The sequence below is a fragment of the Methanobacterium sp. CWC-01 genome (assembly GCF_030323845.1).
Classification (GTDB): domain Archaea; phylum Methanobacteriota; class Methanobacteria; order Methanobacteriales; family Methanobacteriaceae; genus Methanobacterium; species Methanobacterium aridiramus.
The window spans coordinates 1664559-1683182 of the sequence record NZ_CP040735.1; the positions used below are offsets into that span (position 1 = coordinate 1664559).

The window sequence follows — 18624 nt, forward strand, 5'->3', positions numbered from 1 at the left end:
AGTGGATTTAACTGGATTCATAGACACCCACCTTCACACCTCCCCTGATCCCCGGCCCAGAATAGTCTCTGATGTGGAGGCTGGCCACCAGGCCCGGGAGGCAGGCATGGAAGCTATCATCATCAAGTCCCACCTGGATAGCACGGCTGGCCGGGCCCAGATGGCCTCAAAAATCGCTGATTTTAAAATAATAGGGGGAATCACCCTTAACCTTAATGTGGGGGGTCTGAACGCCCAGGCCGTGGAGGCATCGGCCCTGCATGGAGGTCGATTGGTGTGGCTGCCCACCATACACCACCAGGAAGTGAAACTGGATGAAGAGAAACTGGAAGAAGTGCTCCTGATGGTACGGGACTATGACCTGGCCCTGGGAACCGGGCACCTTTCACCCAGAGAGATATTCCAGGTACTGGATCTGGCTAAGAGCCTCCGGTTGAATCGTCTGGTGGTTAACCACCCCCTCACCAGGGTGGTGGGGGCCTCTCTGGAGGAGCAGAAGGAGATGTCCCGCAGGGCCTACCTGGAGCACTGCTACGTAGCCTGCATGCCCCTCCATGATGGTCTCTATCCTGAAGAAATAGCCGAAGCCATCCAGGAAGTGGGGCCGGATAGGTGTATCATGGCCACTGATTTTGGTCAATACCATAACCCCACCCCGGTGGTGGGCTTCCAGATGTATGTGCGGGAAATGTTGAAGCTGGGAATATCCTGGGAGGATATTCAAAGGATGTGCCGGGATAATCCGGCTGAGCTTATTTTTTAAAATGTTTACTTATTTTTCCTGAATACCCGTTCCACCACACTGGCCCCGAAGTAGGGTAGGAAGGCCAGGCCTATGATGGTGGTCATCCAGAAGGATATCAGCCTTTCTACGATGGTAGCCGCAGCGCTTATGGAGGCGGGGATGCCTGCTGCGGAGAATAGGATGATCATCAACCCATCCACAGCCCCTAGGCCTCCCGGGAGGAGGGGTATGAATCCAATCAGGGTGGAGATGATGAAGACCAGGGCAATCACCAGAAGAGGCACCTCCACCTGGAAGGCCGCAAATATGATGTAAACCCGGAGGATCTCCAGAAACCAGATGAGAAAAGAAAGACCCAATCCATAGATCAGGACGTTTTTATCCCTCCCCATGGTACGCATGCTGTTCTGGAAACCGTGAATGGCTTTCTGTGCCTTTTCTTCCAGTTGACTGTGTTCCTTCCTGGAAAACCTTTTGATAACCCGGGTTATCCATCTTGACACCCGACGTCCGAATTCCAGGTTGAAGGACATGTACAAAAGTACCAGGAACCCGGCCACCAGCACCACCACCGCCATGATGATGGAGTACAATCCATAGCGGGGCAGATTAAGATAGGAAGCTGCGGCCACGATGCTCGTCACCGCCAGCACAATGAAGGGGATGGTATCCAGGGCCCGGTCAGCGATGACCGTGGCAAATGATTTTTCAAAGGATGAACCGGTGTACTTGCTCAGTATGTAACCCCGCACCGGTTCTCCCCCACCCCGGGCACTGGGGGTGATGTTGTTAACGGCCAGGCCCACCAGGAGCATGGGGAAAAGGTGCCGATTTTTAACGGACAGTCCCACCGCCTGGATGTTAATGGACCACCGCCAGGTCCACAGGCCGTAGGTCAAAAGCTGCAGTATAAAGGCCAGGACCAGGTACCAGGGGTCAGCCATTTTAATGGCCTCCTCTATTTTAGCCGGTCCAATGAAGAGGACCAGGGCTGCGAGGATTCCAATTCCCACTAGTATCAGAGTTAAGGCTTTGTATTTCATTTTCAATCCCTGGATTTCTTCATATCAAAAAAACATTTACAGTAGGCTAAACATAATTTACCAATCCGGTGAAATCAATTTGTAATAGAAAAAAGGATCTTAAAAATTATCGATTGTAATATTGTAATACAGTATGGATATTATATAGCAGGTAAGGGGGTAATAAACTTACTGTTAATCTTTCAGGATTGTAGAAGCAGTGTTTAAACCAGAACCCATCCTCACCAGGCTGGCTATGGCAGCGGCTTCGGAAAGTTCTTCCTGGCTGGCACCGGCCTGGTACGCCAGCTTGGCATGTCTCTCCGCACAGTCCTGACAGCGAATGGCCACGGCACAGGCCAGGGCTATAACTGTTTTATCCCGGATAGATAGGGCTCCCTCTTTATGGATGGCCTGGGCCAATTCCTTAAAGGCTTCCTGCACTTCGGGGGCTAATGCTTCTAGAAAAGTCTCGGCGGGGGTTGGTTTATCCATGGTAACTACTCCGTATCCTCCTTTATAGAAATAGGAGTGATAAACCTTTGCTTAATCTAACTTAATAAAAGCAGGCCCATGGGGATGGTATCTACCCAAATAATCGCTCAATATCCTCAAATTGGTCAGTTATCCAGTGGAAAATGTTCCTCTCCCTGATTTTATCTTTCAGGCCATCCATGCGTTCTTTTTTCTCTTTTTCATCCATGGTGAGGGCGGTGTGGAAGGCTTGTGCTGTTTCGGATACATCGAAGGGGTTCACATTCAGTGAATATTCTTTTAACTCATCATAGCACCCTGCCTTGTCAGATAGGATGAGCACTCCATTTTGTTCATTAACCACCGAGGCTTCTTTGGGCACGATGTTCATACCGTCTGAGATGGGGTTGACGATCAGGCAGTCGTAGTTTTTAAAGGCAGCCAATACCAGGGCATAATCCGCTTTGAATATGTGTTCAATGGGTTTCCATCCGTCTTTAAGGTGTTTGGAGTTTATTTCCCCAATGGTTCGTTGGATCTCCGTGTGATAATCCCGGTACTCCTTTATCTGCTGCCGGGTTGGTTTTCCTGTAGTCAGAAATTTAACTTTCCCCCGGTACTCCGGGTGCTTTTCAAGAAAAAGATCATAAGCCCGGAATCCTCTTATGATATTTTTACTCAGATCCGCTCGGTCGGTGCGGTAAATAAGAATATTATCGCCTTTTAGCTCTTTTATCAATTTTTCCTTTTCCTTCACTTCCTGTGAGGCTGCAAAATTTTTTATCCCCTCATCATCCACCGAGATGGGATAACTCTTTACCTGTATCACTCGACCCTCAAATATCACCTTCTGCTGGTAATAATCAACCAGGTCCGCGTACTTTTCGCAGGTCATGAGGAAGTTACAGGCATAGCGAGGTATGTGGAACCCAACAATGTCGTTGGATAGTAATCCCCTGATTATAGCCTCCTCCATGTAGGAGGGGAGCATGCTGAAATAGTCTGGCTGGGGCCAGGGAATGTGAATAAACTGGCTTAGAAAGATATCCTCCAATTCTTGGCGGATTAATGCGGGGCACAGGTACAGATGGTAATCCTGGAGAATTATCACCGGCTCTTTATTGGTCCTTTCCACTTCCTCTAATATTTTTTCTGAAAAAAGTTTGTTCACATAAGAGTAGCCTTCCTTCCAGGCAAGGTGAATATGCTGGTCTATTTCTGGAGTGTAGGGTGGATTCCACATATAATGCTGCACAAACCATAAGAGGGGATTGCTGATAACACTGTAGAAATACTCGTATCTCTTTCGATCCACCACTACGAAGGGAACCGTGAATTTGGGATCGTCAGGGGTTATAGGGACTCGGTTTTCCGGGTACTGGTCTGCCACCTCAGCATCAACCAGAGACATGGCACTAGCCACCCAGGTACCGTTAACAGCTTCCATTAGGGGTTGTAATGTTGAAACTAATCCCCCAGCACCTCTTTTAAGTTGGATATTGCCTTTATTATCTTTTTTAAATTCCACCGGACCACGGTTGGATGCTATTATTAGGTGCTTATCCTCCAGGAATTTCCCAACTTTAACCCTAGGATCATCTTCTTTAATAACTAAAACCCCCTCTTTTTTTTGAGTCCCAAACCATTACTCCAGGCCTGAATATTTTTGGATTAGATCATTAATTTCATCTTGCAGTTCAATTAATTTTTCGGGTGACCTGGCCTCTAAATAAACTCTTACTAGTGGTTCGAATCGGGAAGGCCTTACTAAGACCACAGAATCCTCCATATCTGCTCTAAAACCGTCGGCCATATTTAATTGGCCTTTATTCTTGTAGAATTTACATAAACCATCTATTAAACCGATTTTTTGGGCGTGTTCACAGCCAACTGAGAAAATATGTCGTTCGTACTCCGGCACCTCCTCAACCAGTCTAGAGAGGGGTTTACCGCTTTTACAGATGATTTCCAACATTTTAAGGGAAGCATATATGGCGTCGAAGGATGAATTGAAACCAGGGAAAATATACAGACCGGGTTCATCTCCTCCAAAAACAGCTTCTTCCTCTAGAACGCCATTTAAAACCAGATCCACCGGGGTTTTTATTAGAACCCCCCCATTTTCTGCAACGATCTTATCTAGCGACATGGACGCCACCACGGAAGTAACTATTTTCCCTCCCGGGGTTTCCTTTAAAGCGTTTTTGGAGAAAATGGCCAGGGCGGTTTGGTCTCTTAAAATATTTCCCTGCTCATCAATGAATACTACCCTGTCTCGATCATTATCTATTGCGACCCCCAGGTCAGATCCGCTGACTTTCACCAGTTTAGAAATCATGGAAAGGCTTTCTGGGCTTGGCTCTGGGAATTTTCTGGCTTCTTCTGAACTCTGACATCCGGTCATAATAGTTTCACAACCCAATGCTTCCAGTATGACCGGGGTGAAGGGTGTCATTATGCCATGGGCACACTCTACCACTAGTTTGGGAACGTGGGATCTAATCACTTCTTGATCTATATTTGCCAGTAAATCTCGGGTGTAGATGGCTTTGTAATCATGCACATATGATAAATTTCCTATCTCGTTCCAGCGGACCCTTTCAACGTGTCTCTGTTCTAAGGGGATGTCATATTCACTGAATATTTTTATGGTGATGTCTTCTGGCCTTAAATGGGACGCGGTGATGGTTATGGTGGCCTGGGCCGCGTACAGATTCTGACTGCCATACACTATGGCAGGTATGGGGGCTTTTCCAAAGTCAATGACGTTTACCCCGGCTGCCAGTAATCCTGAGGTGATGGATCGTTTTATCATCTGAGAGGGAGCTCCCATATCCCTACCTACCACCACTTTAGTACCTACACCTAAGAAATTACCAATAAAGGTTCCTAAATTAGAAGCAAACTCATTCACGATTTCTGAATTTACAACTCCTCTTATCTCTTTAACATGCAATGACATGAAAATACACCTCCAAGAAAATTAAAATCATCATTAAAAGTGGGAAACCTTCGGAAGCCTAATACGCTTTATAGGTGCTTATTGCACTTTATATCAAATATTCTTTTTGTAGTTTTAGTTATTTAAAATTGTCCTCGGGTGGAATGTAAATCCAAAAACACGTTAATATGTGACTTTAAAGGTAAATTAACCTCATTCTGCAGCTATAAGATAATCTGAATCAATAATTGAACCTGGAAATATATTAACGGCCCGGGTTATTCTTCTGGAAGATTTTATAATGGAATTTTTTCCAATTTCTACTGCACTGCCAATAACTGCACCGTTTTCAATAACAGAATCCTTATCAATAAAACAGAACCGGTCTATTATGGAATTTTCTATAAAAACGTTATCATTAACTTCGGTGTTGGAAAATATCACTGATCCATGGATATTTACATTTTGGCCAATAACTACATTCTCGCCGAGAACGGTGCCCGAAGAAATCTTAGAACCCGAACTCACCACCACCCCATCGCCAATGACTACTGGACCTTCAATACGGACCCTGTCCCCAATCTGCACATTCTTGCCCAACCAGATATTACCTAACCTTCCAATCTCTTCTTTTATTTTGTGCCCAGGAATTTTATATCTGGAAGCCAACAAATCCCTAGTAGCCTGCATATACGTTTCCGGACGCCCCAAATCATTCCAGTAACCATCAGAAGGGTAACCGTAGATAGCTTGATCTTCCTTGATGAGTTGGGGGAAAATGTCCCTGGAAAAGTCAATCATTCTCTTGTGATTTTCCATGTAATCAAATATTTCTGGCTCAAAAACGTAGGTCCCGGCATTGGCCAGGTTGCTAAAAACATCTTTTGGGTCAGGCTTCTCCAGATAGTCCACAATTCTACCATCACCATCCAGGTTGGCAATCCCGTAATGGGAGGGATCATCCACAGCAGTTAAGACCACAGTGGCCAGGGCGCCCTTCTCCTGATGATAGCGGATAATGTCCTTAAGATCTGCATCAATAATGACATCACCACTTAAAACCACAAAGGTATCATCCACGTACTTTTTAGCCTTCTTCACACCCCCTGCTGTTCCCAGGGGCCATTTTTCTACGGTATATTTTAATTCTACACCGGGAGGGTTCCTTTTATAGTATTGCTTCACATGGTCCCACATGTAGCCAAGGGTAATTATAACTTCCTTAAAACCATCCTCTTTAAGTTTATCAAGGGAATATTGCAAAATAGGTTTATTAATGAGGGGAATCATTGGTTTAGGTCTTACAAAAGTGAGGGGTTGAAGTCTAGTCCCACTGCCCCCGGCCATTATAACCGCTTTTATCATATGGAGTAATATTTGTCCCCAAATTCTTAAATAATTATCTAGAAAAAATTATTAACCTTTAATTTAAATCTTAAAAGACTAATGGATGGATTAAAATGATATTATGGGCTGTTGATCCATTTAAAAAATTTTAGAACGTCATCCACACTGTGTACATAAAAGTCTACAGCATCCTTCAGGCCCTGGGGGATTTCATCGGAAATTACCAGAACCCCCCGCCCCTCAATCTTTCCTTTATTACTTAATTCCCTTAACTTAGAGAAGGCATCGGCATCGGTGATATCATCCCCCAGGTAGATAATCTTCTCTAGATTATTCTCATCTACTAGTTTCTCCATTATCTGGCCCTTATCAAAGCCCACTGGGGGCCGGATTTCAATAATTTTCCTGCCCTCAGTCACTTTCAGACTCTTAGCACAATCTAAGTCTTCTAGAATTTTCAAAATCTTTTCATGAGCTTCTTCTGGGCGGGGGCAGAGACGGTAATGAATGGAATAGCAAACACCCTTGTCCTCCCACAAAACACCCTCAACTGGGCAGGAGGGATGTTGCTTAATGGTATGGGCCGCTTCTTTAACCTGGGAAAGGTACTGTTCCACTTCCGGATCCAGGTAACTATCCCCATTTTTCAAAAATTCCAGGCCATGATTTCCGATGTACAGAATCCCCTCCACCCCCACCAGTTCCCGGGCATTTGCCGCGGACCTGCCACTGAGGACCGCCACCAGCTTATATTTCTCCCTTATTTTTACCAGCTCATCCCTCATATCCGGGTCAACCACCGCCTTATCCGGGGTGGGGGCTATTTTACTCAGGGTACCATCAATATCGGTGATCAGTACTGTCTGGAGGTCATTTTTAAACTTTTCAAGTTCATCCAGGTGTTGGAAAAGATAGTTAGCCATTGATGTTTTACCTCAAACTTCTTTAAAAGGTTCAATAACTCGGTAAGGGTCGTCTGCTATAACGCTGCTGCCATAAAGCTCCATGGCCCCCATATCTGCAGTGCTTTTCAACATACTCCCCCGATCAACCAGCCTCACCAGATAAGGAGTATCATCTTCTTGATTCATGGGGGGACCCATAATCGATAGATTAAAACTGGTAACTCCCAGAACATCTAAGAAGATTCTTAAAGCAGAGTATATAGTTTTTTTCACTTTTTCAGATTTATAAGGAGACTTTCTGCTCAGGATGATGAGTTCTTTTTCTTTGACCGGAGTTAAACTAGCCACCAGTCCCAACTCCCCATCGCCAGTGGCCAGTCCCACCGCCTGGTGAGCTTCATACAGATCCTGGAAATAGTCCCCATTATTCTGGTGCCGGTATCGTGCTGCTGCTTTTTTAAGAGCTCTAAACTTCCCATAAGGCCTTCTACTCATTAGTATCTGGGCATGGCCATGTATCTGTGATGCTCCTGCCCGGGGCAGGCAGTTCCATAAAAAGGTGGGGTAGGTATAGTCCGGGTCCTGCTTTTGGACCTTCAAAAACCAGGCCCACCCGGTTTCCAGATAGTCAGCCACTTCTTCTGGGGCGAACTCCAGGGGGTGGTGTCTATCAAAAAAGATGATACTGCTCCAGGTATCGTATTTAGCAATGTTAGCCCCGGTTATGCAGTGTTTACCCTTCAAGCGGCCAAAAACATCCTCGGGGGTGTATTTTTCGGGTTGGCAGAAGTCACAATCCCGGGAGCTGTCTCTAATTAACTTATGGATAGTGCTCTGTTCTTTTTCCCGTTCAGCCGCACCCATACCTGGCCTTTCTGCCCTCAAGGAATTAAACAAAGCTCCCTCCCCAGTCCAGTGGTTGTGGATATTGATTATCCGCTGCCTTTCAAGGCGATTTAACACTTGATCTTTGGATTCAATTATGTGGCCCTGTTCTTTTATTCCAAAATATTGCCAGGCCTTTTCCTGGAAGCTCTCTGGAAATTTCATATGACCTTCACTGGAATGGGCTTGAAAAATTGCACTGAAAATCTTAAATGCATCTGGATCTTCATTTTTTAATTGTTGGATCTTTTCTTCCAGCTGCAAGATACTTGCCAACAAAATCTCCCCCTACTGATTGTTTGTTATATTTTTATATGGGGCCTTATTTGATTTTTTCTTAATAAAATTAGAAAAGCTATAAGCAGTTTAGATGAGAAAGCGACGTTAGAGGTGGTGGGTGAAGATTTAAAAGAACCTTATTCATCCCCTTTCTGGAGGATACTATTCATCTATCTTCTTGGTGTAGATCACCACGTCCCCTTTTTTAAGCTGGAAGTCTTTATCTAAGTCCTTCATGGTCTTATTTTTCCTGGCCACGGCGATGGGAGTTAGACCCCGTTGTTCCAGGTCCAGATCACCCAGTTTCTTATCTTCTTCCAGGTTAAGGGAAGAAACCTGGAGTTCAGTTAAACCATTGTTAAGGCTGCAGGTTATGGGTTCTTCACCCGAAAGGGTTCTGAACATCTCGTACCGGTCGGAACGGATCTCATTGATGAACTGGTTGATATCCTCCGGGGAAAGATGGTACTGATCCAGGACCCGGCTGAAAATTTCCACGGAGGTCTCAAATTCCTCGGGTATGACCTCATCTGCTCCTAAGGAGTATAATTCCTCCATTTCGTTGATGTACCGGGTCCGGACGATGAGATACAGGTTGGGGTTTAACTTCTTGGCGGTGTCCACTATTTTACGACTTTCTGCTGGATCAGAGATGGCCACCACCATGATCCGGGCTTCCTGGAGGTTCACCTGGTTTAGAACAGTCTCCTGGGATGCATCTCCATAGTAGATAGGTTGTCCCCTGGATTTTTCTTTCCTCACAATCTGTGGATTAAGTTCCACCACCAGGTAGGGTATCTGGGCCTGGGAAGCCGCCCGGGCCATGTTTTTACCGTTTATTCCGAACCCCACTATGACTAAATGGTCTTCTGGTGGGTTTTCCTCCGGGATAGGCAGGGGATAAAAACCACTCAGTATACGGGGCGGTAATGGTAAGCGTTCCAGACGATCAGCGGCTTTTGGGGCGTTTTCTTTGAGAAAAGGAGTCAGGGACATGGTGATGATGGACACTGCCAGGAATAATTGGAAGAAGGGATTGCTGATTATGCCGTACTGCTGTCCGGTTGCAGCCAGAATAAATGAGAACTCCCCTACCTGGCTTAACATCAAACCCACCAGCACCATGACCCGGAAGGAGAGTCCTAAAAGAGCGGTGGCAAATCCGGTAATTAAAGTCTTCAACAGTATCACCCCCAAGGTTAACAGGATTATTAAAAATAAGTTGTCCAGGAGGAAGGTCACGTTGAGCAGCATGCCGATGGAGATGAAGAAGAAACTCATGAATATATCCTGGAAGGGCAGTACATTGCCCAGGGCCTGGTGACTGTATTCGGTGTTGGATATGATAAGACCCGCCAGGAAGGCGCCTAATGCGGGGGATAAGCCCAGCTGGGAGGTGGCCCAGGTGATCCCGAAGCAGATCACGATGATGGTCAACAGAAATAGGTCCCGACGTTTGTAGCGGGCGATGTAGTGTAACAGTTCCGGCACCAACCACCGGGTGCTGATGATGGTGAGGGCAATAAGCCCCAGGCCCAGACCCAAAAACAGGGGCCAGTCCTGCAGACTATCGGAGCTAGAACCAGCCAGGAGGGGAGTTAAGAAAATAACTATAACCACGGCCAGGTCCTGAAAGATGAGAATGCCCAGGGCAGTTCGTCCCTGCACACTGTCCAGCTGATTTTTATCCTGCAGCAGCCTTAAGACTATGGCGGTGCTACTGAAAGAAACCAGAATTCCAATGAAAATAGATTCAGACACAGATAGGCCGGCAGCTAAGCCCATGAGAAATACCAGAACCAGAGTCAACCCTAACTGCAGAGAACCCCCTATTAGAGCGTATCTTTTAATCTGGGAGAATTTTTCCAGGGAAAACTCCAGTCCAATGGTGAAAAGGAGAAATATAACCCCTAACTCGGCTAGAAGTTGCACTTCGGTCAGGGAACTGATAAGTCCCAGTCCCTGGGGTCCGGCTATTATTCCGCTCACGAAGAAGGCCAGGATAGCTGGTACCTTAATCCGGCTGAAAAGTAGAAGCACCACCACCGCCAGGCCCAGTATGATCACCACATCTTTTAACAGGGGTATTTCCATTTTTCCAAACTTCCTTAAAATTTAGTTGGTCAGCACTGGATTAAACTGCATTGGTTACAACTTAAGTTAAAGAATGTTAAGCTGAGGTCCCGGCCGAAATTTATGGAAAAATTTTAGAATAAAACATTTTCACTGTCGCCTAATGGTGCGGTACAGGGCAAAGATAACCAGTAAGTATGCCAGGGTACGGATCAGTATAAGGATCCATTCATTGCTGGGATAACCGCTGATCAGGGCCAGGTGAGAAACCCCGAAAAGTCCGAAGGCCATACCAATGTAAAATAGCAGGGGTTCTTCAAATTTTCGAAAACCCCAGTAGCCCATTATTAAAATTATCATACAAAATATGAAGTTAACGGCGACCAGTGGATCCGAAGTGACGGGCATATTTTTCACCTCAGTAGTATTCTATTCCTTTTTAAATTTATTATTTTTCCAGGGATGAATTGGCATATTATTCTAGGGAGGATCGATTTTTCTAGAATTGCCCCTAAATTAGCCGGGACATGTATACTCCGCAGTGAAAATACGTCACCTTTGCTGATCTTAGTTGTGGGGGCTCTGGGGAACAATTCCTGGGGACTGATTTTTGGTGATAATGGGATGGTTAATCATCCATCGGCAGATAATTTTTTTTAAAGATGGCCTCTCCAGTAACTTTTCAAGAGCTGCACTGCCTCATCCTCCCCCACATCGTACCAGTGGTGGTAGGCCTCCGCCACGGCAAAACTCCACCCCCCACGGACATTGGGGCAGTATATAGCATCAAAATCTTCTTTAAGCATCTCCAAAGCTTCCAAATGGGCGGTGGGCGTGGCCACAATCCTCTGTTTAACTTCCTGATTTTTAAGGGCCCGGAGGGCGGCCAGTAAGGTGTAACCTGAGGCCACCCCATCATCGGTGAGGATCACGGTTTTATCCTGGATATCCAGCTCCCCATACTGTTCTCTGAATTTCAGTATACGCCTTTTCACCTTTTCCTGAGTCTGGGCCAGGCCCTGGTTGATGGTGGCTTCATCCAATCCCAACCTGGTAATCAGGTCCTGGTTAAGAGCCACAGTCCCATCGAAGGCCACCGCCCCGTACCCCGCTTCAGGGTTCCAGGGAAGGGTTACCTTGCTGGTCACCGCCACATCCAACTTTAGGTGAAGTTCATGGGCCAGCACCAGCCCTACTGGAACACCACCGGAGGGTATGGCTAGTACTACAGAATCAGAGTCCCTGAATTCGGTTAACATTCCAGACAATACTCTTCCTGCTTCCTCCCGGTCCTGGAACACCCTTATACGATCCTTCAGATCGGGCAGTTCCACCAGGCCAGGGATGGATGTATCTATCTTCATTTATATCCCCCATTACTAATTTAGTGGTAGATCTTGTAGTGATGCAGCCAGGCCAGCTGCGTTGTTATAGAAAACCGAAAGTAATATGCCCACTACTTTCCCTTCCTGGATCACCGGTGATCCACTGTCTCCAGGGAGGGGAAGGGCAGTATGGGCAAAGGCCAGGTAATGATAGGTCTTGCCCAGGGTCATGATCTGGCAGTGGTTTTTCTCTTCCCCGTGCAGGGTGTAAGCCGGCCCGATCTCTGGTTCTCCCAGTAAAGAGAACTCCATCTGGGAGGAGTGGGCCCTAACTTCAATCACTGCCAGGTCGTAGTCCATCCAGATCTCCAGCACCATACCGGGCCGACCATTCAATAGGACCTTATCTCCGATAGTACAACCACCCACCTTTAAAAGATGCTGAACGGTGAGAACACAATTTTTATTCTGATACCTGATTACGGCACCAATTACTCCTGGTTTTTCATGACAGAATATGTCCTGGCCGGCTTTGATCATACCATCACCCCCCTCCAAAAAAACGGGGGTCCCCATGAGTCTATTATTATATTTAATATGTATCTGGTAGCATAAACAAACTAGTCAAGCGCAGTGTAACAAGGCGGAATAGGGAACCTAGCCCCCCCTTAATAGAATAAGATAGGTGAATAGGATGCCATCTAAGGGAATTCCTCAGGTCACAGGGCAAAAAACCGTTATGAATAAAAAAAAGGATTAGTGATGTTGAATTAGCGCTATCCTGACTCCGTTTGGGTCTTCTAAGAAGGCCAGGGTCCCCACGGTTATGGGTATCGGGTCCATGGTTATTTTGGCACCTTTAGATTTGAGTTCTTCCACGGTGGTGTTTATGTCATCCACATCCATTCCTATTGAAAATAGTCCAGGTTCGTCTACGGGATTTTTAATGATTTCTACCATGGTTTCTCCTTCACCCTTGAGTAGGGTGATGGTTCCTGCGGGGCCTAGATCGTATTGACTATCAATTTCCAATCCCATAACTTCTGTGTAGAATTTAATGGACTCCTCCATATCCTCAACTATGATGGTGGCGTATTTAACCTTCATATTTTATCACCTCATGAATAATGTTTATAATTAATTTCAGGTCTCTTGAACATTTTTTATAAACTAGGGATTATTAATTTTTGAGAACTACGCAAAGCCTAGTATTACTTCCAGGTTGTTTAGTATTAGATCAGTTTAACTTCGTAATATTAACGTTTAACGAAGTATATTCGGGTTGTTTAATTTTTTTTAATTATTTATAAAAATTTATGGTTAAAGGGCACATACAATAAACAGAACCATTAATAATTTTATTTTCTAGGGGAGGTTGGTTTAATGAACTATAAAGAACAGGCCGATGTTTTTAAAAAGACCTTTGGATTAAAATATGAGCCTATGGCTATTTCATTTACAAATGATGAAATTTCAAGTGGTAGATATGAAAAAACATCCATATGTAAAGCATTGAAACTCGCCAGTGAGGGAGAGAGCTTTATAATTGATAAAGATGTTTCTATCTGCCCGGGTGGTAGTCAATTCTGTGGTTTTAGTGAGATTCATGCTGGTGAAAAGAAAAGAAGATTGCAGAAATTTCTTACTAAGGGTGAGAAACTTACCAGTTCCATTGTTACCTTTGAGAGGATGCAAAAATTAGCAATACCCCCCGCAACTGATTTGGCGGATAGAGTTGTGATATGTCCCCTGGATAAAGCGGAAATACGTCCGGATATGATTTTATTTTTATGTAATGGTGAACAGGCTTGTCGACTAATAGCATTAGACACCTATTGGGATGGAATATCTCCAAAACAGCAAATAATAGGCGCATTATGTTATACGGCAATAGTGTACACCATAATGAGTGGAAATACGAATATGACGGTGGGGGACTGGACGGCAAGAAGTCATCAAGCCTTTAAACCAGATGTTATCTTTTTATCAATACCCTACGAACGGATACGTAATTTATTAGAAGCTATACCATATTGTTCTGCCGGAGATGCTGAAGTCTACATACCCGAAGAATTCCAAGCAGATTAAAATTATCATTACCGGACCTTTATTAGTAATCTGATGGAATTACTAATATTCCCACCCCATGGTAAAGAATAGGATCGTTTAACGAAGCAATATAACTCAGTCGTCTGGACTGGCCAGGATGGGAGTGCCTTTCATACTTCCAGTTCATCTCATAGTGAAGGTGGAAAAAAATGCCATTTAAGCCCTTTGACAGATACGCCCAAAGATACGATGAATGGTTTGATAAAAATAGGTTTATCTATGAATCAGAACTCCAAGCAATAAAAGAACTACTGCCAGAGAGTGAAAACGGCTTAGAAGTTGGTGTAGGGAGTGGTCGTTTCGCCGCACCCCTAAAGATTAAAGTGGGAATAGATCCCTCCCGGGAAATGGGAAAAATAGCTCAAAAGAGAGGTATTAAATTTATCGAAGGAGTTGCAGAATCCTTACCCTTCCCGGATTCATGTTTTGATTTTATTTTAATGGTAACTACCATTTGTTTTATAGATGATGTTCAAAAGGCACTCCAAGAAGCCTATAGGGTTTTAAAGCCTAATGGCCACATTTTAATAGGATTTATCGATGCTGAAAGTCCAATGGGAAAATATTATGAACAACGTAAAGCAGAAAGCAAGTTTTACGCCCAAGCAACATTTTTTTCAGTAAAACAAGTTACTTCTCAACTTAAAAAAGTTCATTTCGGAGATTTAGATTTCAGACAAACCCTCTTCCACCAAAACCGATCAGAACACCCTGAGCCTGTTAAGAGCGGCTATGGTGAAGGTTCTTTCATAGTAGTCAGAGGTATAAAACAGTAAATTAAGATATTTGGATGGCATCAATGAATAGGATAGGGGAGGTTCTTATGGCCAGAGATTATGGTGAACAGATCGAAAAGGAATATGCCGAAGAGGCTCTGGACCGGAATGCAAAAGCAACCATCCAATCTAATGTTTATAATTGCTCCGTTAGATGGGCCAAGCTTTTTAGAATAAGAAAACCATTAATAAAAGAAGTAACCTGTGAAAAATGTGGAAAGGTTTTTAAAACTAACCGTAAGACAAAATTATGTTTTAAATGTGAAAAAAAATAACCTTAGAATTGTTCAGTTTTAATCTATCATAGAATTGTTCAGTTTTAATCTATCATAGAATTGTTCAGTTTTAATCTATCATAGAATTGTTTAGCTTTTATCTATTCATCCCGGATTGATTCTAAATATTGCCCTCCCCCTGATACAGGTCAGGATAGTTTAAATGAAGAAAATTTTGACTCCAATAATGCAAGATCAAATTTAATTCTAAAGATTTCCTAGTACTCCCCACCCACATCACTACAAACCCAAATCATGGCTACCATTAACATCATCCTCTGCCCAGTAAGGATAATTTGGATGGCCGGATTGTTGGAGGGATCAAATGGAAATCATTCAGGAAGCTAAGAAAATGTTTTGTAAGGCCAGCGAAAAAGGTGACCATCATCAATGGGAATGGTCTAAGTTGAGTGATGATGGTATAAACCCGGAATTCAACAAGAAAAGTAAAAGTGGTAATGATTCACGAATCTTTACAGAGATAGGTTTCGTTTTATCAGGAATATCGATATGTTTATATACTCATATCGCCAAGTAAGCATGTTCTATTGGACATATCTACCTACCTATTTAGTTGGAGATGTGGGGAAACTAAAAAATAGACTTTATATGGGGTTAATATATTAGTTTTCAGAGCTTAGTTTCCCCCAAACCTCCGCATATTAGTCCTAAATTCTACATCAATTGAACTGGACCTATAGCTCCATTAAAATTAAATATAAGACTTTTCTGTCTCACATGAAAATAGTATCCTACGTTGTGTGACTTCAGATTGATAGTTTCTTCAGAGAATTAGTTTCTAGGATGCTCACACTATACATGGTTAAGGTGGATGAAAATTAAAAAAAGAAAAGATGAATGTTTTTTTTTAGGCTTCAAATCACTGCTATTAATGGTAAAATCACATGCAATACTATATCCGCAGAGAAATGTGATATCATGGCAGATTCTAAACCTTTTCTCCAGTAAAGCCATCCGAAAATAATTCCACCAACTGCATTTAAAATTATCACTTTGATAATTAGTAGCGGTGTGGGTGTAGTTATGGCCATGGCCGTTGGTAAATGGCCGATGCCAAAAATAACAGCTGCAAAAATGATGGCTAACCACATGCCAGTGTTGGTGGGCTTTCCTTCTTCTGTTTTTTTGAATTTAAAGATTATCCATGCAATGAGAGTCATTAAGAATAACCTTAACAGGATCTCTTCATTTATTCCACCATAAAATGATGAAAGGAAGCCCTGCCACGCTGGCGGAGTTACTTGAGCCAGAACTACACTACTTGTGGGGCTGGCAAGGGAAAACACATAATCCAGTCCGATTATAAGGACACCGGCCAGTATTCCAAGCCCAATTGATACTCCCAGTATGGATTTTAAATAGCTTTTAACCTCCCGGCCTTCAAGCCATCCTTCCAGGATTGGAAGTCCAAGCCCCACTTTTCTGGCAAGATACAGGCCAATAAATATAACCACAATGAACATGACTATACTCTGGATAAGCTGAGCAGCCAGGAGGACTGGCAAAGGAATAGGTAAATTTTGAAGTAAACCTCCTTGAAGGGTAAGGGTATAGGGCAGTACCGCTATGGTTCCAAAGATAGATGCAATAAGTAGAATGATGTACAATTTCCAGTTGAAAGTTTTTAAAATGTTATTTTTTCTCCCAGTTTTTCTGCGTTTAATTTGCATTTTAATCTCCTTTTTTAAAAATCATTATTTTAATGAATGCAACATCAGGTCCATGGTGTAATCAATTAGTTCCTTATGGGTCAGATTACTATTTTTCATATGCATTTTGATTGTGGGGGGAAGATTGAATGCATTTTGTATAGACAAAGCTAAAACAAGGTTTGCTTTAACTGGATCAATATCAGATCTAATGGATTTATCTTCTATCCCCTCTTGTAGTGCTTTTCCAAATAATGAAAAGCCTTCCATCCTCATTTTCTTTATTTCTTCCATTCTCGGTAGATCATGATCGATTAGAACCTTGTATGAGAACCAGTTCACATCATAATAATCAGGATATTCTTTATAGAATCTATAAAATGCTGTCATAAGCATTTCAACCTTCTCCCTTCCTGTTTTGCCTTTCTGATAATATTTTCTGAACATATTGTTTAGAATCTCGGTAGCTCTAATGGATATAGCCAAGTATATCTCTTTTTTATTTTTGAAATAGAGATATAGTGTACTTCTTGCTAGTTCAGTTCCTTTCGCTATATCGGCCATGGTAATGTTTTCATACCCTTTTTCAAAGAATAATTTCTCGGCAGTGTCGATGATATCCTTTCGCCGCATTTCTTTTTCTCTTTCCTTTCTATCTGATACGGTCATCCCCACCACTTCTTAAATGACATTTCCTTTTTAATTGTCATTAAATAACATAATTTTATTTAATGTCATATGATGACATTATATGGTAAGATGTCCGAAGAACTATTTAAAGTTTTTCCCTACAGGAATTAATACCCTACAGGAACTAGCAAATATCAGAAAACAGTAGTAGATCATTCTTAAAAAAATGGGATATAGAACTTGATATAACTATATAGTTGGTTTTTACACGCTATACATCTACTGGATAACAATTTATCTATAAAATCGCTATTAAATGTCATATGTTCGCTCTATAGCGAAAATACAATCCTTTAACAAATTAAAATAGGAAATTATCATAAGATAATTGCGATATTTATTAATTTATGGCTTTAGTTCGTTGCGGTTTGGTTGCTGATGGCTAGTATTATATTTGGCTTCAAGCTAAGCATTCTTCAACAGGGTTTCATATGGGGTGTAATTGGGCATGAAGAAAATATCCTTTGCTTTGGTTGTACTTTTAATTATGGTGGTTTTGGCATCTGGTTGCACAGATCAGAAAGAGAACAAACAAGTACTTAATTATTATAATTCAAGTTCAGTATTCTTTAATTATCCAGATACATGGGATGTTGCCAGGAGTATTGAAGTTGCTGGTGCAGAAGTGGTAATAGTTACTGATCCAACTGCAAGTAAGTATATAAACGAGTCTAGTACACGAGAAGAGTTAGAATCTTTAAATATTACCAATGGCGCGCTTTTTATGTACGTTAAGATCCCTAAAAATCTGGATGCCAATCTCAATTCTACGGTTAACGAAGCACTGCAAAAACTGACACAGAAAGGAGCTAAAATTACCAAGGTCACCACCACCAATGTTTCAGGTATAGTCGCCAATGAAACTTCCTTGACTAGAACTGGTGAAGGAGTAACTTCAGAAGGTAAAGTCATTGCCTTTGAGAGAAATGAGAACGTCTACGCATTAATACTAATAAGCGCTGGCAGCACATATGAAAGTCAGAAAAAGAACTTTGACCTGATACTCAGTAGCCTGCAATTCACATAAAAATACCTATTCTCTATCATATAAAAACGATCCAAATCTCGGTTGCCCCATAAAAAAATTCATTTACTGGCGTAAGTACGA

The 18624-nt window shown here is 42.9% G+C and carries 20 protein-coding genes; 6 read left to right on the forward strand and 14 right to left on the reverse strand.

Annotation, left to right across the window (positions count from 1 at the left end; all coding sequences use genetic code 11):
* Position 1 precedes the first annotated feature (1 nt).
* Entirely contained in the window at positions 2-763 is a 762-nt protein-coding gene (locus FGU46_RS09075; RefSeq protein ID WP_286474348.1) for a DUF6282 family protein, read from the forward strand.
* Positions 764-768: 5 nt separating this feature from the next.
* Here FGU46_RS09075 and FGU46_RS09080 read toward each other — a convergent pair whose 3' ends face one another.
* The 12 genes from FGU46_RS09080 to FGU46_RS09135 form a co-directional block, all read right to left on the reverse strand.
* Complete coding sequence (locus tag FGU46_RS09080) at positions 769-1788, reverse strand: UPF0104 family protein (RefSeq protein ID WP_286474349.1); 1020 nt, start codon at positions 1786-1788, stop codon at positions 769-771.
* Positions 1789-1962: 174 nt separating this feature from the next.
* Positions 1963-2262: a carboxymuconolactone decarboxylase family protein gene (locus FGU46_RS09085; RefSeq protein WP_286474351.1), complete on the reverse strand. Its 300-nt coding sequence runs from the start codon at positions 2260-2262 to the stop codon at positions 1963-1965.
* A 91-nt stretch (positions 2263-2353) separates the two neighbouring features.
* Complete coding sequence (locus tag FGU46_RS09090) at positions 2354-3850, reverse strand: alpha,alpha-trehalose-phosphate synthase (UDP-forming) (RefSeq protein ID WP_286478448.1); 1497 nt, start codon at positions 3848-3850, stop codon at positions 2354-2356.
* Positions 3851-3886: 36 nt separating this feature from the next.
* Positions 3887-5203 carry a phosphomannomutase gene (locus tag FGU46_RS09095; RefSeq protein WP_286474354.1) on the reverse strand — a complete coding sequence of 439 codons (1317 nt, stop codon included), beginning with the start codon at positions 5201-5203 and terminating at the stop codon, positions 3887-3889.
* A 192-nt stretch (positions 5204-5395) separates the two neighbouring features.
* Positions 5396-6547: an NDP-sugar synthase gene (locus FGU46_RS09100; protein ID WP_286474358.1), complete on the reverse strand. Its 1152-nt coding sequence runs from the start codon at positions 6545-6547 to the stop codon at positions 5396-5398.
* A 101-nt stretch (positions 6548-6648) separates the two neighbouring features.
* The gene (otsB, locus tag FGU46_RS09105; protein ID WP_286474361.1) at positions 6649-7452 is read right to left on the reverse strand and encodes a trehalose-phosphatase; all 804 of its coding nucleotides are present in this window, start codon (positions 7450-7452) and stop codon (positions 6649-6651) included.
* A gap of 12 nt (positions 7453-7464) precedes the next feature.
* Positions 7465-8595 carry a hypothetical protein gene (locus FGU46_RS09110; protein WP_286474363.1) on the reverse strand — a complete coding sequence of 377 codons (1131 nt, stop codon included), beginning with the start codon at positions 8593-8595 and terminating at the stop codon, positions 7465-7467.
* A 165-nt stretch (positions 8596-8760) separates the two neighbouring features.
* Positions 8761-10692, reverse strand: coding sequence for a cation:proton antiporter (locus FGU46_RS09115; protein WP_286474366.1), 1932 nt, complete (start codon positions 10690-10692; stop codon positions 8761-8763).
* A gap of 129 nt (positions 10693-10821) precedes the next feature.
* Positions 10822-11079 (reverse strand): hypothetical protein, encoded by a 258-nt coding sequence (locus FGU46_RS09120; protein WP_286474368.1) that lies wholly within the window; start codon positions 11077-11079, stop codon positions 10822-10824.
* 248 nt (positions 11080-11327) lie between these two features.
* Positions 11328-12035 (reverse strand): phosphoribosyltransferase, encoded by a 708-nt coding sequence (locus FGU46_RS09125; RefSeq protein WP_286474370.1) that lies wholly within the window; start codon positions 12033-12035, stop codon positions 11328-11330.
* Positions 12036-12050: 15 nt separating this feature from the next.
* Positions 12051-12536: a serine protease family protein gene (locus FGU46_RS09130; RefSeq protein ID WP_286474372.1), complete on the reverse strand. Its 486-nt coding sequence runs from the start codon at positions 12534-12536 to the stop codon at positions 12051-12053.
* Between the two features lie 216 nt (positions 12537-12752).
* Positions 12753-13103 (reverse strand): VOC family protein, encoded by a 351-nt coding sequence (locus FGU46_RS09135; protein ID WP_286474374.1) that lies wholly within the window; start codon positions 13101-13103, stop codon positions 12753-12755.
* Between the two features lie 276 nt (positions 13104-13379).
* Between FGU46_RS09135 and FGU46_RS09140 the strand changes: the two genes are divergently transcribed.
* From FGU46_RS09140 to FGU46_RS09155, 4 genes are all read left to right on the forward strand, one after another.
* Positions 13380-14084: a DUF169 domain-containing protein gene (locus tag FGU46_RS09140; RefSeq protein ID WP_286474376.1), complete on the forward strand. Its 705-nt coding sequence runs from the start codon at positions 13380-13382 to the stop codon at positions 14082-14084.
* Between the two features lie 170 nt (positions 14085-14254).
* On the forward strand, positions 14255-14881 hold the full coding sequence (locus tag FGU46_RS09145; protein WP_286474378.1) for a class I SAM-dependent methyltransferase: 627 nt from the start codon (positions 14255-14257) through the stop codon (positions 14879-14881).
* Between the two features lie 47 nt (positions 14882-14928).
* Positions 14929-15156, forward strand: a complete 228-nt coding sequence (locus FGU46_RS09150) for a hypothetical protein (protein ID WP_286474380.1) — start codon at positions 14929-14931, stop codon at positions 15154-15156.
* Between the two features lie 325 nt (positions 15157-15481).
* Positions 15482-15694, forward strand: a complete 213-nt coding sequence (locus FGU46_RS09155) for a hypothetical protein (protein WP_286474382.1) — start codon at positions 15482-15484, stop codon at positions 15692-15694.
* Positions 15695-16031: 337 nt separating this feature from the next.
* Here the strand turns inward: FGU46_RS09155 and FGU46_RS09160 are convergent, their stop codons facing one another.
* Positions 16032-16847, reverse strand: coding sequence for a CPBP family intramembrane glutamic endopeptidase (locus FGU46_RS09160; protein ID WP_286474383.1), 816 nt, complete (start codon positions 16845-16847; stop codon positions 16032-16034).
* Positions 16848-16871: 24 nt separating this feature from the next.
* Positions 16872-17495: a TetR/AcrR family transcriptional regulator gene (locus FGU46_RS09165; protein WP_286474385.1), complete on the reverse strand. Its 624-nt coding sequence runs from the start codon at positions 17493-17495 to the stop codon at positions 16872-16874.
* Between the two features lie 517 nt (positions 17496-18012).
* On the opposite strand from FGU46_RS09165, the gene FGU46_RS09170 reads away from it, so the two are divergent.
* On the forward strand, positions 18013-18543 hold the full coding sequence (locus FGU46_RS09170) for a hypothetical protein (RefSeq protein WP_286474388.1): 531 nt from the start codon (positions 18013-18015) through the stop codon (positions 18541-18543).
* Positions 18544-18624 lie beyond the last annotated feature (81 nt).

Bases quoted from the DNA above. Each gene is read 5' to 3' on its own strand.
- FGU46_RS09080 (WP_286474349.1), bottom strand. From the start codon at position 1,788: ATGAAATACAAAGCCTTAACTCTGATACTAGTGGGAATTGGAATCCTC.
- FGU46_RS09085 (WP_286474351.1), bottom strand. From the start codon at position 2,262: ATGGATAAACCAACCCCCGCCGAGACTTTTCTAGAAGCATTAGCCCCC.
- FGU46_RS09095 (WP_286474354.1), bottom strand. From the start codon at position 5,203: ATGTCATTGCATGTTAAAGAGATAAGAGGAGTTGTAAATTCAGAAATC.
- FGU46_RS09100 (WP_286474358.1), bottom strand. From the start codon at position 6,547: ATGATAAAAGCGGTTATAATGGCCGGGGGCAGTGGGACTAGACTTCAA.
- otsB (WP_286474361.1), bottom strand. From the start codon at position 7,452: ATGGCTAACTATCTTTTCCAACACCTGGATGAACTTGAAAAGTTTAAA.
- FGU46_RS09115 (WP_286474366.1), bottom strand. From the start codon at position 10,692: ATGGAAATACCCCTGTTAAAAGATGTGGTGATCATACTGGGCCTGGCG.
- FGU46_RS09120 (WP_286474368.1), bottom strand. From the start codon at position 11,079: ATGCCCGTCACTTCGGATCCACTGGTCGCCGTTAACTTCATATTTTGT.
- FGU46_RS09125 (WP_286474370.1), bottom strand. From the start codon at position 12,035: ATGAAGATAGATACATCCATCCCTGGCCTGGTGGAACTGCCCGATCTG.
- FGU46_RS09130 (WP_286474372.1), bottom strand. From the start codon at position 12,536: ATGATCAAAGCCGGCCAGGACATATTCTGTCATGAAAAACCAGGAGTA.
- FGU46_RS09135 (WP_286474374.1), bottom strand. From the start codon at position 13,103: ATGAAGGTTAAATACGCCACCATCATAGTTGAGGATATGGAGGAGTCC.
- FGU46_RS09140 (WP_286474376.1), top strand. From the start codon at position 13,380: ATGAACTATAAAGAACAGGCCGATGTTTTTAAAAAGACCTTTGGATTA.
- FGU46_RS09145 (WP_286474378.1), top strand. From the start codon at position 14,255: ATGCCATTTAAGCCCTTTGACAGATACGCCCAAAGATACGATGAATGG.
- FGU46_RS09150 (WP_286474380.1), top strand. From the start codon at position 14,929: ATGGCCAGAGATTATGGTGAACAGATCGAAAAGGAATATGCCGAAGAG.
- FGU46_RS09155 (WP_286474382.1), top strand. From the start codon at position 15,482: ATGGAAATCATTCAGGAAGCTAAGAAAATGTTTTGTAAGGCCAGCGAA.
- FGU46_RS09160 (WP_286474383.1), bottom strand. From the start codon at position 16,847: ATGCAAATTAAACGCAGAAAAACTGGGAGAAAAAATAACATTTTAAAA.
- FGU46_RS09165 (WP_286474385.1), bottom strand. From the start codon at position 17,495: ATGACCGTATCAGATAGAAAGGAAAGAGAAAAAGAAATGCGGCGAAAG.